The following is a 12,268-nucleotide window of genomic DNA, read 5'->3' on the forward strand; positions in this document are numbered from 1 at the left end:
GAAATCATTAGTATATCTTTTACCTTTAGAGGACATTGTGATACACACCCTTTCTATATCTAGATTGTATTGTGTCTCACTTATGGTGTCCACTATTTTATACTAACACCAGAGTGTGAGAGAGTGAAAGAGTGGAGTTTATGAAGAAAATGCTCTGCATTTTCAACCATCCCTATTCCCTAAAACCTATAACCTATTCCCTATCCTTTACTTTCCCTGGTCACCGCTTGTGCCGCCTAAAGCCTGGGTTGCATCAGCAATCCCGCCTATCCCCTACATCCTATTCAAATAATCATCACAGGACAATGCCGCTTTCGCTCCTTCTCCTGCTGCGATGACTACTTGTTTGTAGGCTCCGTTTGTGACATCTCCGCAGGCATATACGCCTTCAACATTTGTTTTGTTGATACTGTCTACTATGATTTCTTTTCGTTCGTTTAGCTCAACAAAACCTTCTGCTATTTCGGAATTCGGAATAAGACCTATTTCCACGAAGATTCCATCTGCTGGAATACCGTATTCTTCGCCAGTATTACGGTCTTTTACTTTTATATTCTCTACCGTACGGTCTCCTTCTACTTCGAGGATGTCGGTATTTGTCTTTGTTTTGATTTTTTCTAAGGAAGCGATACGTTCTAAAAGAATTTTATCCGCTTTTAGTTCTCCTCTTTCTACTAAAACAACTTCAGAAGCTACTTTCTCAAGATCCATCGCTGCTTCTACTCCCGAGTTACCCCCTCCGGCTACGACTACTTTTTTGTCTCTATAGAAAGGCGCATCGCAGATACTGCAGTAAGCAACTCCCCGTCCTTTATATTCTTCTTCGCCGGGTACATTTAAAAGTCTTCTTCTAGCCCCTGTGGCGATAATAAGAGTCTTTCCTTTTAAGACTTCGCTTCCGATATTCACTTCGAAGTCTTCCGCTTTTTGAATGGATTCTACATGAGCATAGGTCATTTCTATTCCAAGAGAGTTTATATGCTGTTCCATTTTTTCTGTTAATTCGAATCCTTGAATAGAACTAAATCCCGGATAGTTTTCAATCTCTGCTGTATCCATCATCTGTCCGCCGGGAGCTTCCCCTAAAAGAACGATTTCTCTTCCTTTTCTTTTTAGATAGATAGCAGCGGCAATACCTGCACTCCCTGCACCGATAATAATTGAATCATATATTTTTTGAGTTTCCATTTTTACCTCCTAATATTCTTTACAGGTATAGATACCCGATTTATGCTTTTTCTCTATGCTTTCTGGGTTTCCTTCTTTTTTTCTGCAACAAAAGGCTTTACAACTCGAATACATCCCGTAGGACAAGCATCTACACATCTTCCGCATCGTATGCAGTCGATGGCATTCGGTTTGCCGTATACTGGGATTTCAAAAGGACAAGTTTTTTCGCAGACTCCGCAGTGTATACAGTCCTTCTCTTCTATTCTATATCTGAAAAGGGAAATAGGATTAAAGATCCCGTAAAATCCTCCCAAAGGACATAAGTATCTGCAGAAAGGCCGATATAATACAATGGAAAGAAGGGTTATTGCTACAAGGATAAACATCTTCCATGCGTATAAAAATCCCAAGGTGTTTCTTAAAAGAGGATTTTTAATTAGAAGAAACGCTCCCGACAAGGTTCCTGATGGACAGATATACTTGCAGAACCATGGACTTCCCTGTCCTACAATATCCAGCACCAGCATGGGAAGAAGTATCACGAAAAGAATCAGCATCACAAATTTTCCCATCCGAAAGATTTTTTCTCCGGGAAGTCTTTTTATCTTTTTTGAAAAGGGGATTTTATCCAGCAGATCCTGAAACAGTCCGAAGGGACAAAGGAATCCGCAGATTACTCTTCCAAAAAGAGCTGCGAATACTGTTAAAAACCCCAATGCATAAAATGGAAATCGGAATCCCTGTTCTGTTAGTTCCGCCTGCAATGCGCCGATGGGACAAGCTGCCAAAGCTCCAGGACAGGAATAGCAGTTCAACCCCGGAAAACAGACTCCTTTTGATTTGCCTGTAAAGATTCTTCCTTCGGCAAATCCTTTTAAGTAACCGTTGCTGACGGCAGAATAAACCATTTGTATCCATAATCGATAGCTGTTTATTTTCATCTTAACCGATCCCTACACATTCCAAGCAGATAGCTGCAGCTTTTCGGAAAACTACCATCACACCTCCTTGAGAATATCCTAATCCAAGAAAAAGTGCCCCTAAGACAAGAACAGCTGCACCTATTTTGTTTTTACTGAATTTCAGCAAGTTTTTCATCGATAATTTTACTCCATCCTGCTTTATCGTTAGATCCTACTACAGGATCGCCTATTTGTTGGCCTGTACTGTCCACAAAGATCGTTTCCGGAATAACCTGAGTATAGATCAGTTTCTTTTCGATAAGATCCTTTGTAGGAAGAATGTGAAGATAATCCGCTCCCGTTTGTTCCACCATGCCTTTTGCCTTTTCTACCTGTGTCGGATCGATATTCATTTCCTGATCGATTCCGTCTGCCACAACACCTACTATTTGAAAGCCTTTATCTTGATATTCCTTGTTTAGCTCTCCTAAATAAGGCATTTCTTCGATACAAGGTCCGCAGAACGTCCCCCAGATATTCACCATCGTAAGCTTTTTATCCTTAAAAACATCCTGGTTTACCGTTTCACCTGAAAGATCCTGAGCTTCGAACTCCATAAAAGCACGCTCTTCTAAACTCACCGGTTCCTTTGTTGTGTTTTGTTCTATATTTTCCTTCGTTTCTGTTGTTTCTGTATTTTCTTTCGGCGTTTCAGCCTGCTGCTCTAAGGCAATATTCGGTGTTTCCTCTTTTTCCTGCTGACAAGCCGTCACCGACAGCGCTGCTGCCATTATCATAAATGTAAATATCCGTTTTTTCATCTATTTCTCCTTTTCTCTTCCTTATATATAGCAATTGTTCGTGAGCTATAGTAGGATTGATGTTCTATTATTGTAATGAAAGTAAGGGAATTTAGCAATGATTTTGGAGGGCTAGAAGATAGGGAGCAGATTTTAGAAAATAGGGAGTAGGGAGTGTGAACTTTTTCGCCTTTGGCATCTAGGCGGGATTGCTTCGCAACCCAGGCTCTAGGCAGGAACGCTCCGCGACCTAGAAGTAAGGCTGATGCCCTTGGCATCTAGGTAGGATTGCTTCGCAACCTAGGCTCTAGACAGGATCGCTCCGCGACCTAGAAGTAAGGCTGATGCCCTTGGCATCTAGGCAGGATTGCTTCGCAACCTAGGCTCTAGACAGGATCGCTCCGCGACCTAGAAATGAAAAAGGAGATAGATGCTTTTAGCATACTTCTCCTTATCGTATTAGTTATTTTTACTTGCTTACCTTACCGCTGCAAGAGTATCGCTTCGTTCCTAAGTAAATAAAGCATCCTACTTAGATTGCGTCAGCAATTCTCGCCTATCCCTTCCTGGCCACCGCAGGTGTGCCGCCTAATGCCTGGGTGCCAAAGGCATCCCGCCTGGGTTGCCCAGCTATCCCGTCTCTCTCTTCCCTACTCATTCTTTAATATTCTCAGAAGTTTATTCGTCATTCTTCCTATTTCATCACATAAATTTAAAGCTTGTAAAATTTCATCTTTGCTTAAATATCCAACTCTTAGACAAATATAAAGTTGTGTTTCTAATTCATTCTTCGATCCTAAAGCGATTAGTAAAAATCTAATAAATTCCTTTTTGCTCTCTCGACCTTTCCCTTCAGCTATATTCGAAGGAATAGATACTGCAGCTCGTCTCATTTGATCTGCTAATGAAAACCTTTCATCTGGAGGTAAAATTTTCACAAGTTTATAAATCTCTTCCAATAAGTCCATAGCCCTCTGCCATACAACCAAATCAGTATAGTTATTCAACACAAAAACTCCTTCATTAACTATATTTCGTTAAGTTAGAAAGCAGTCTCGCTTGTCTCATTCTATCCGTTGTTGCTATGGTGCTTAGTCCTGAGAACCATAAGTATCCGCTTAGATTGTGAAGCAAACCCGCCTATCCCTCCCTGGCCACCGTAGGTGTGCCGCCTAAAGCCTAGGTGCCGAAGGCATCCTGCCTGGGCTGCGACAGCAATCCTGCCTCTCTCTTCCCTAATAATGCTTCTCAAAAGAGATCAAATTCTCGGAACTTTTCCCTATTTCAAAGATCTCTTCTAAAAGATCTATTCGTTCTTTAACCGGGTTTCTATCTGTATTCGATACGAGGTAATTTCCTTTGTATTTTGCTAAGATGGATCCGCAGAACATACGGATGGGTTTGAAGGTTGCATGGTAGGCATCCATTTGATAAGGTTGTCCGTTGGTAGAGATGTAGATCAGTTCTTTTTTCTTTTCTTGCTTTCCTCCTGCTGCATCTTTCATAGACCAGTAAGGCTGTGCTCTATCGAAAAGAAGTTTCATGTCGGAGGTAAACATATAAAAGTAAATCGGCGATGCCAAAACTAATATATCGGATTCATCGATTAGATCGTAAAAATTATGCATCTCATCTTTGATGACACATTTTCCAGTCGTATAACAGGACTCGCATCCTGTACAAGGTCTTAAGTCGAAACTCTTTAAAAACAATTCCTTCACTTCATGTCCCGCTTCTTCAGCACCTTTTTTATAACTTTCCACTAAAGCATATGTATTTTTCTTGCGATAACCGCTTACAATAATTCCAATCTTTTTCACGTTGATTCCCCCTTTTATCCTTTATACCCATTTGGAAGGGAATTAGGCAGAAGCCTTTGGCATCTAGGCGGGATTGCTTCGCAACCCAGGCTCTAGGCAGGATCGCTCCGCGACCTAGAAGAAAGAAAGGAGATAGATGCTTTCAGCAGCCTTCTCCTTATCCTATTCGTTCTTTTCACTTGCTTTTCTTCCCTCTGCAGGAGTATTGCTTAGTCCTTGAGTACCAAAAGTATCCGCTTAGATTGCGAAGCAATCCCACCTATTCCTCCCTGGCCACCGTAGGTGTGCCGCCTAAAGCCTAGGTGCCGAAGGCATCCTGCCTGGGCCCATCAGCAATCCCGCCTAGCCCCTAACCTTCCCTTCCTCTATATGGATCCAATGGTCGGCGAAGCGGTCTCTTTCTAGGGGGTTGTGGCTTACTAGGATCATGGGGAGATTATAGTTTTCTTTTATTCGGTCGAAGATAGGATAGATGGATTCTTTTGTTTCGATATCCAAGGCGGAAAAGGGTTCGTCTAATAATAAAATATCCGGTTCTGTTACGAGGACTCTCGCCAAGGCGGCTCTTTGTTTTTCGCCGCCGGATATCGCCTTTGTTCTTTTATCCGATAAATGTTCTATTCCTAAGAGTCTCATGGTTTCATGGACCTTTTCTTTATCTATATTTTTCTTTCTTGCTTTTAGTCCGTAGATGATATTTTCATAGATATTAAGATGAGGAAACAAAGCATATCCTTGAAACACATAGCCGATATTTCGGTCTCTTGTTGGGACATTTGTATAGTCTTTGGAGTCGAATACTTTATGGTCGTGAATCCGAACTTCTCCTTCATCCGGGTCTACAAGTCCTGAGATGCAGTTGAGTATGGTGGTCTTTCCCGCTCCGGACTTTCCGTCTAAGACGAGGACTCCGGAACCGAAAGCATACTCTGCTTCCAGGAGAAAATGATCTAATTGTTTTTTTATTTTAAAAGATATCATAAGCGGTCCTCGCGTTTCTTTGTCCAGCGGTTAAGAGTAAATATCAAAACAAAGCTGAAGGCGACCATGATCCCTACCAGAATATTTGCGGTAGCATTATCTCCTCTTTGATTCGCAAAGTAGATCGCTGTAGGGATGGTTTGCGTTTTTCCCGGGATATTTCCTGCAACCATTAAGGTCGCTCCGAACTCCCCGGCGGATCTAGCAAAGGTTAATACAATTCCCGAGATCAGCCCTGCTTTTGCCAAGGGAAGGGTAATGGTAAAAAAGATCCTTCTCTCGGATGCCCCTAACGTTCTCGCTATTTTTATATAGTCCTCATCCACTCCCTGAAATGCTGCCTTCGCATTTTGATACATTAAAGGAAGTGAGACGATCGCTGCTGCTAAAACAGCAGCTATCCATGTAAAGACGATAGAATAGTCGAAGTTTTCAAGAAGAAAGGCTCCCACCGGACCTCTTTTTCCAATAAGGATCAGAAGTAGATAGCCCGTTACGGAAGGAGGAAGGATCATGGGAAGGATAATCAGGACTTCTAGAAAGTCTTTTATAAATGAATCTTTTTTATTTAAAGAGTAGGCAAGTACCGTGCCTATTACGCCAGAAAAGAGGGTTGCTATGGCAGCAATCCTTATCGACAAAAGAATGGGTTCTATCATAACAATCCTCCTTTTTTTATTTTGCTGCATTGAATCCATGTTTTTCAAATACGGTTTTTGCTTCCTCTGATTTCAAATATTCGGCGAATTTTTTTGCGGCTTCTTGATTTTTGCTGTCTTTTATAAGCGCCATGGGATAGACGATTTTGTCATGGGTATCTTCTGGAAATACAGCTAAAACTTTGCCTGTTTTTAGCTTTAGCGAATCCGATTTGTAAACAGCTCCTACATCTGAATTTCCTGTATCCACATAGTCCAATACTTGTCGAACGTCTTTTGCGTAGTTGATTTTAGATCTCACATTCTCCAAAACACCTAGCTTTTCTAAAGACTGTTCTGCATATTGCCCTGCAGGTACTGTTTCCGGTTCTCCTAAGGCAATGGACTGTATCGCTTCCTGTGTTAGAATGTCTTTTGCTTCTTTGCCCTCTTGGCCCTGAAGCTCTGCTTTTCCAATCAGAACTAAGGAATTTGTCAACAAGTCGGTTCTAGTTCCTTCTGCCAGCTGTCCCGCTTTTTCTAAGGTATCCACGTGGTTTTTGGCTGCAAAGATAAACAAGTCGCACTCTGCTCCCTCTTCGATCTGCTGCCGTAAGGTGCCGCTTCCTCCGAGATTAAAGACAAGATTTGTATTATTTGCTTGATCGTAGTTTGTTTTGATTTCCTCAAGAGCATCTGTTAAACTGACTGCTGCAAAAACATTTACCGTCTGCTTTTCATCTGACTTTGCCGAAGGATCTGCCGGCTGTTCTTCTTTCTGTTGTCCGCAGCCTGCTAAGAATATTATACTAAAGCATAATATCATGATAGCCGCCGCTTTTCTCAATGATCTCATTTTAATTAACCCTCCTAATATGTACTAAAACTAATTAAACTATACTAAATCAATTTTAATGGTCTTGTTCTATTCTGTCAAGTGTTATGTAAATATTTGCATAGCGTTCTTTTTAAGAATTTTTTTGTCATTACAATTTGAATTCCCTTTTTTGTTATACTAGGAGTATAGAAAGGAAGGTTCTACTTATGAAAGATGCATTATACACTCCTGAAGAACTTGGGGAAATCTTAAAAATTTCTAAATATACTGTTTATGAAATGATAAAACGAGGAGATTTGGAGGCTCACCGTATCGGAAGAAGCTTAAGAATTTCCGAACAGCAGCTAGATCGCTTCTTAAAAAAACAAGGCAGCGGCAGAAATGTTCTAAGCGGCACTGTAAAGGATACGGATAGCGGGAAAGCATTTCTTATCAACGGACTTGAGATTTTAGTTTCGACTCCTTTAGCAGGGGATGTCCAGATTCATATCCCCCCTGAAGCGATCTTTCTTTCCAATGAAAAAGTTCATACTACTGCACGAAACTGCTTTAAAGGTATTGTCACTTCTACAACGGAAGAAGAGAATCAGGTATTTGTGACCCTATATCTTCCTTCTGATGCTGGGGGTCTTTCTATAGATGCTTCTATTACAAAATCTTCTTTAAAAGAGTTTGATATCCGTATTGACAAAGAACTCTATCTTTTCTTTAAAGTAATGAGTGTAGAAGTTTTCTAACTCCTTATCTTTTTCTTTAAATAATGCTTGCAATATGATAGGATACCTTTATAATATATTTTATAAGAATAACAATGGAGAGAAAAAACTATGAAAAGTATCAATCAAGAAATTTCCCATCTCGATCCGAAAGAGAATATTAAAATCCTTACGATTTTAGAAGGGGAAGGCTTAGGAACAAAGGCCATTTATAAAGATAATACTCTTTTTCAAACCGATGGGAACCGAGATTATTTTGCCGGTTTAGAAAATTCTATTAAAGATATTCAAAAAAGCAGAAAGCTTGAACTGGAAGACCAGACTCTTATATTAGAAGTTCTAAATCCGGATATTAATGTGATTATCTTCGGAGCAGGCCATGTTTCCCTGCCTGTAATCAAATTACTAAAAGAGATGGAAATGCATGTAACCGTTTATGACGACAGAGAAGGTTTCGACGAATGGGCTTACGGTGCAGGAGCAGATAAAGTGGTCATCGGAAACTATGATGAACTTACAAAAAGTATTGAAAGCGATGAAAATACATACTTTATTATCGTAACTCAAGGACATTCCTCCGACGAAGTTTGCCTTGAGAATATTATCGAAAAACCTTTCGGCTATATAGGAATGATCGGAAGCCGCCATCGTATCCGCCATTATCATGAACGTTTTTTAGAAAAGGGATTTACGGAAGAACAGTGGGAAAAAATACACACCCCTATCGGACTTCCCATCAAAGCCAATACTCCTTTTGAAATCGCAGTATCCATCCTTGCAGAAATCATTCAAGTGAAAAATACAAAAGTTACGGAAAAAGGATATATCTCAAAAATCGTCGAAATCATGCAGGAAAACCCGGAAGGGGAATACGTTATGGCGACTGTAGTTGAGAGAAGAGGCTCAGCTCCAAGAGATCTAGGTGCTAAAATGTTGGTAGCAGCAAACGGCGAGTTTTATGGAACTGTAGGGGGCGGAAAGATGGAAAGACGAGTTTTGGACGAAGCAAAGGAAGTTATGAAAACCGGCTCTCCCCTTTTCCATTACCATGACATGACCAATGTAGAAGCATGGGAAACCAGCAGTGTCTGCGGCGGCAAGATGAGAGTTTTTATAGAGAAGATGTAAGAGATAGGCAGGATGCCTTCGGCACCTAGGCATTAGGCGGGATCCCTCAGGGACCCAGGCAGGATCGCTTCGCGGCCTAGGAAAAGACATAAAAATGGAGATGAAGACTTGTAGTCTTCATCTCCATTTTTATGTCTACCTGACCGCCGCAAGGTGTGTCGCCTAGAGCCTGGCTGCCTTTAGGCATGCCGCCTGGGTTGCTTTAGCAATCCCGCCTATCTTTCTAGAACCAAAGATTCAACTCTCTTTCAGCGCTTTCTGGACAGTCGGAGGAGTGGACTGCATTTACGGATTTTGATAATGCGAATCTGCCGCGGATGCTTCCTGCATCGGCTTCGAGTGGATTCGTTTTCCCGTTAAGTGTTCGAACGATTTGAATGGCACCTTCTCCTTGAATTTCCATAGCACAGACTTTCCCGCTTGACATATACTCTACTAAACTTTCAAAAAAAGGTTTTTCTTTATGCTCTGCATAATGTTCTTCTAAAAGCTCTCTTGTTGGCAGAATCAGCTTCATCTCTTCAACTGTTAAACCTTTTTCTTCATAGATGGAAATCAATTTCCCCATAAGTCCTCGTTTAACAATTTCAGGCTTTAACAATACTAAAGTCTTCTCCATTTTTCTCTCCTATCTCCTATTAAATTATGTATAAATGCATATACAAATTTAGTTTATCATAATTGATGGGAAGTGTGGAGTATAAGAGGGGGAGGGGGAGGGAATAGTAGAAACATGAAGCTTGGTTCTTTTCTGTTAAAAAAACAGAAAACACCATTTAAGCCATAATTTTTACAATTTAGCAGTAAATGCTAAAATTAAGATAAATCGATTATTTGCTTATCTGTATATTTTTAGAATGAATTATTATTTTTATTAATCTTTTAAAAATCTTTTTAATCTTGTAAAAATCCTATACATAATCCCTTCCGGATAACTCAGAATCTGTTCATTTCATTCCCTGCTTTATATTAAACTTTCTTCCATTTTTTCAAAAAAAAGGAAGGTGCCGTTCTTGCACTTTCCTTCCTTAACTCCCCTCTCCCCTCTTTCACACTACACACTTTCTTTTTAAGCTCTTTCTTTTTTATTGCGCTCTCATTTCTGCATTCTTTGCTTCATCCGGGATGGTGATGGATTCTACATTATCGAAGCCTGTGTAGTTCATTAACACATTCATAGTCATATCCAGGCTTTGAGGCTCTACTCCTTCTACTCCCAAGTCGATCTCCATTTTCATATTTGGAACATTGACTACAGCTTGTACTGGAAGAAGAGTTTCTTTATCGTAATAGTAGGTTGTGTTTACTTTCATATCTTCATTAAACTTCATGTTCTGTCCATCTACAGGGGTGTTCGCTGTCATACTGCTGATGGCTTCTGCTGGAAGCGTTCCTGTAATGGTATAGACCTCCTTGCCGCCAACTTCTGCTGTTTCTTCCTGTAAGGTAAAGGCATCTTTGTTTTGTTCCAGCATTCTGGACATAGAGTCTTCCATATTCACACCCTTTGAATCTTTCAATGAAACCACATCTTTTGTCCACTTGTCGGCGATGTTTGAATACGTGATCAGTTCGTCTTTGTTCTCAGGATTTTGTTCCGTGAACATTTTCATTTTCATCTGCTGCTGATCGTTTCCTTGAGAAGAGGTTCCTAAGTCCATCGTCATATCCAATTCCGTCAGCATATTTTCTGTAATCTGTTTCATATTGCCTGCAGCGTTTGTTTTCAAACTTTGGCCTGCTATATTCATGGTCATATCCATCGTATATTCGGCGGTGTAAGACGTTTTCTTTTTTAGTTCTTCTTGAGATTTTGTTACTAGCTCCTGTGCATTTTCCGGTTTGCTTATCCCTTGGCATCCTGCAGAGATACCGATAACCAAAGCCAGCATAAGTATTATTTTTATATATTTTTTCATACTAATCCCTCCTATTTTGATTATTATAACATAGAAATCAATGTCTTCTCTTGATGCAGAGAATCTCTTATCGCTATAATCTATTTTTTTCAGTATACTATCTTTAAGGATGGTGATTCTATGTTGAATTTCTTAATACCAGGACATGATAATGTAAAGATCGAAAATATTTTAATTGATTTTAATGGAACTCTTGCAGTTGACGGAATCCTTCACGAAGGCATAGCGGATAAACTGGCTGAACTGTTTAAAATTGTTGATATTACTGTTGTTTCTGCCGATACCAACTGTACTATAAAAGAGCAGCTCAAAAATGTTCCTATCGAAGTTCGGGCTTTCGATGGAAAGAATGTGTCAGAAGAAAAGAAAAATATTCTCAGACAATTAAACCCAGTCCGAACTGCCGTTATCGGAAACGGGTTTAATGACCATAAAATGATGCGAGAAGCACGTGTTGCAATCGGCGTCATGGGAGAAGAAGGAATTTACTCCAGCCTCTTTTCCTTTACAGATATCTGTGTGTCTAGTATCCACGACGCCTTGGATTTATTCTTAAAACCAAACCGCATTATCGCAACGATGCGGAAATAACATTCAAATTACTCCCCTATTAAACTCATTACCAGAATGTCTTTGATAGGGGCGTTTTTTTTCTGCACAATATTTCGTATCCTCTCTCCTCTTTCTCTAAGAATCAAGTCGTCGGCTTTATTTAGAATAAGTACTTTTTCTTTACCGGAAGCGTTTTTAAATAGTCCTTGGGGATGGAGAACAAGTTTAGCAACGATCTCTTCGTCGATAAACTTTTCATCCTGAATGCCTAGAATTTTTTTGAATATTTCTACACGGTGAACATTCTCTTCTTCGATTTTCTTTCCTAGACTGTCTAGTCCAACCACCCCGATAACAAGGTCTGTCGTATAAGGGTTTAAAGGTTCGTCTTCCCTAGGAGCTTTGATCGGTTTTCTTCTGGCTCCGTCTGTTTCTACTAGAATATGATCGAAGATATTCATGTCTTTCATTTTATCTATGAAAGACATTTCAACACCTTTCACTTTATCAATGCGTACCATTGAACCGATTAAGACTGTGATTTTCCCAGATTCTGCAGAATTCTTTAGTATACTATGATCTTCTCTTATTTCTTCTTCTATTAAAAAGAAGTCATAGTCTCCTTCTTCCGGCATCATCATGGCTGTGGTAGTCGTTACAAGAACTTTCCGTCCTTCTTCTGCAAGCTCTCTGGCTAAACGTTTCATCGTCGTTGTCTTGCCGCCGCCTCCTGCAATGGAGATGACTTTTTTATCCCCTTCTATAATTTCCAGTCTCTTTGCTAGATTCATATCTTCTCCCTCT

The 12,268-nt window shown here is 40.2% G+C and carries 15 protein-coding genes; 3 read left to right on the plus strand and 12 right to left on the minus strand.

From position 1 onward, the window contains the following. Nucleotides 1-273 precede the first annotated feature (273 nt). From ACTQ46_RS07065 to modA, 9 genes are all read right to left on the minus strand, one after another. A complete protein-coding gene (locus ACTQ46_RS07065; protein ID WP_441748430.1) occupies nucleotides 274-1,188 on the minus strand; it encodes an NAD(P)/FAD-dependent oxidoreductase in 915 nt (304 codons plus the stop codon). A gap of 53 nt (nucleotides 1,189-1,241) precedes the next feature. After that, entirely contained in the window at nucleotides 1,242-2,111 is an 870-nt protein-coding gene (locus ACTQ46_RS07070; protein ID WP_441748431.1) for a 4Fe-4S binding protein, read from the minus strand. Nucleotide 2,112: 1 nt separating this feature from the next. After that, on the minus strand, nucleotides 2,113-2,268 hold the full coding sequence (locus tag ACTQ46_RS07075; protein WP_441748432.1) for a CD1871A family CXXC motif-containing protein: 156 nt from the start codon (nucleotides 2,266-2,268) through the stop codon (nucleotides 2,113-2,115). After that, a complete protein-coding gene (locus tag ACTQ46_RS07080) occupies nucleotides 2,243-2,893 on the minus strand; it encodes a TlpA disulfide reductase family protein (protein ID WP_441748434.1) in 651 nt (216 codons plus the stop codon). Before ACTQ46_RS07080 ends, ACTQ46_RS07075 begins: the two co-directional genes overlap by 26 nt. Nucleotides 2,894-3,522: 629 nt before the next feature. Then, nucleotides 3,523-3,882: a four helix bundle protein gene (locus ACTQ46_RS07085; RefSeq protein WP_441748436.1), complete on the minus strand. Its 360-nt coding sequence runs from the start codon at nucleotides 3,880-3,882 to the stop codon at nucleotides 3,523-3,525. Between the two features lie 225 nt (nucleotides 3,883-4,107). Further along, nucleotides 4,108-4,692 (minus strand): flavodoxin family protein, encoded by a 585-nt coding sequence (locus ACTQ46_RS07090; RefSeq protein WP_441748438.1) that lies wholly within the window; start codon nucleotides 4,690-4,692, stop codon nucleotides 4,108-4,110. A gap of 342 nt (nucleotides 4,693-5,034) precedes the next feature. Continuing rightward, on the minus strand, nucleotides 5,035-5,673 hold the full coding sequence (locus ACTQ46_RS07095; RefSeq protein ID WP_441748440.1) for an ATP-binding cassette domain-containing protein: 639 nt from the start codon (nucleotides 5,671-5,673) through the stop codon (nucleotides 5,035-5,037). Further along, nucleotides 5,670-6,332: a molybdate ABC transporter permease subunit gene (modB, locus tag ACTQ46_RS07100; RefSeq protein WP_441748442.1), complete on the minus strand. Its 663-nt coding sequence runs from the start codon at nucleotides 6,330-6,332 to the stop codon at nucleotides 5,670-5,672. The genes ACTQ46_RS07095 and modB overlap by 4 nt, the downstream gene beginning before the upstream one ends. A gap of 16 nt (nucleotides 6,333-6,348) precedes the next feature. Continuing rightward, nucleotides 6,349-7,167 (minus strand): molybdate ABC transporter substrate-binding protein, encoded by an 819-nt coding sequence (gene modA / locus ACTQ46_RS07105; RefSeq protein ID WP_441748444.1) that lies wholly within the window; start codon nucleotides 7,165-7,167, stop codon nucleotides 6,349-6,351. Nucleotides 7,168-7,355: 188 nt separating this feature from the next. Here modA and ACTQ46_RS07110 point away from each other — a divergent pair, with 188 nt between their 5' ends. Together ACTQ46_RS07110 and ACTQ46_RS07115 are read left to right on the plus strand one after the other, a co-directional pair. Next, the gene (locus ACTQ46_RS07110) at nucleotides 7,356-7,886 is read left to right on the plus strand and encodes a helix-turn-helix domain-containing protein (protein ID WP_441748446.1); all 531 of its coding nucleotides are present in this window, start codon (nucleotides 7,356-7,358) and stop codon (nucleotides 7,884-7,886) included. Between the two features lie 90 nt (nucleotides 7,887-7,976). Further along, nucleotides 7,977-8,993 (plus strand): XdhC family protein, encoded by a 1,017-nt coding sequence (locus ACTQ46_RS07115; RefSeq protein WP_441748447.1) that lies wholly within the window; start codon nucleotides 7,977-7,979, stop codon nucleotides 8,991-8,993. A 223-nt stretch (nucleotides 8,994-9,216) separates the two neighbouring features. Here the strand turns inward: ACTQ46_RS07115 and ndk are convergent, their stop codons facing one another. Together ndk and ACTQ46_RS07125 are read right to left on the minus strand one after the other, a co-directional pair. Further along, nucleotides 9,217-9,612 carry a nucleoside-diphosphate kinase gene (ndk, locus tag ACTQ46_RS07120; RefSeq protein ID WP_441748449.1) on the minus strand — a complete coding sequence of 132 codons (396 nt, stop codon included), beginning with the start codon at nucleotides 9,610-9,612 and terminating at the stop codon, nucleotides 9,217-9,219. A 466-nt stretch (nucleotides 9,613-10,078) separates the two neighbouring features. Continuing rightward, nucleotides 10,079-10,912: a DUF6612 family protein gene (locus tag ACTQ46_RS07125; RefSeq protein ID WP_441748451.1), complete on the minus strand. Its 834-nt coding sequence runs from the start codon at nucleotides 10,910-10,912 to the stop codon at nucleotides 10,079-10,081. Between the two features lie 120 nt (nucleotides 10,913-11,032). On the opposite strand from ACTQ46_RS07125, the gene ACTQ46_RS07130 reads away from it, so the two are divergent. Beyond that, a complete protein-coding gene (locus ACTQ46_RS07130; RefSeq protein ID WP_441748453.1) occupies nucleotides 11,033-11,503 on the plus strand; it encodes an HAD family hydrolase in 471 nt (156 codons plus the stop codon). Between the two features lie 8 nt (nucleotides 11,504-11,511). On the opposite strand, the gene yqeC is transcribed toward ACTQ46_RS07130, so the two are convergent. Continuing rightward, entirely contained in the window at nucleotides 11,512-12,255 is a 744-nt protein-coding gene (gene yqeC, locus ACTQ46_RS07135) for a selenium cofactor biosynthesis protein YqeC (protein ID WP_441748455.1), read from the minus strand. Between the last annotated feature and the right edge of the window lie 13 nt (nucleotides 12,256-12,268).

This window comes from Gallicola sp. Sow4_E12, from assembly GCF_052116305.1.
Lineage (GTDB): Bacteria > Bacillota > Clostridia > Tissierellales > Peptoniphilaceae > JBQKLI01.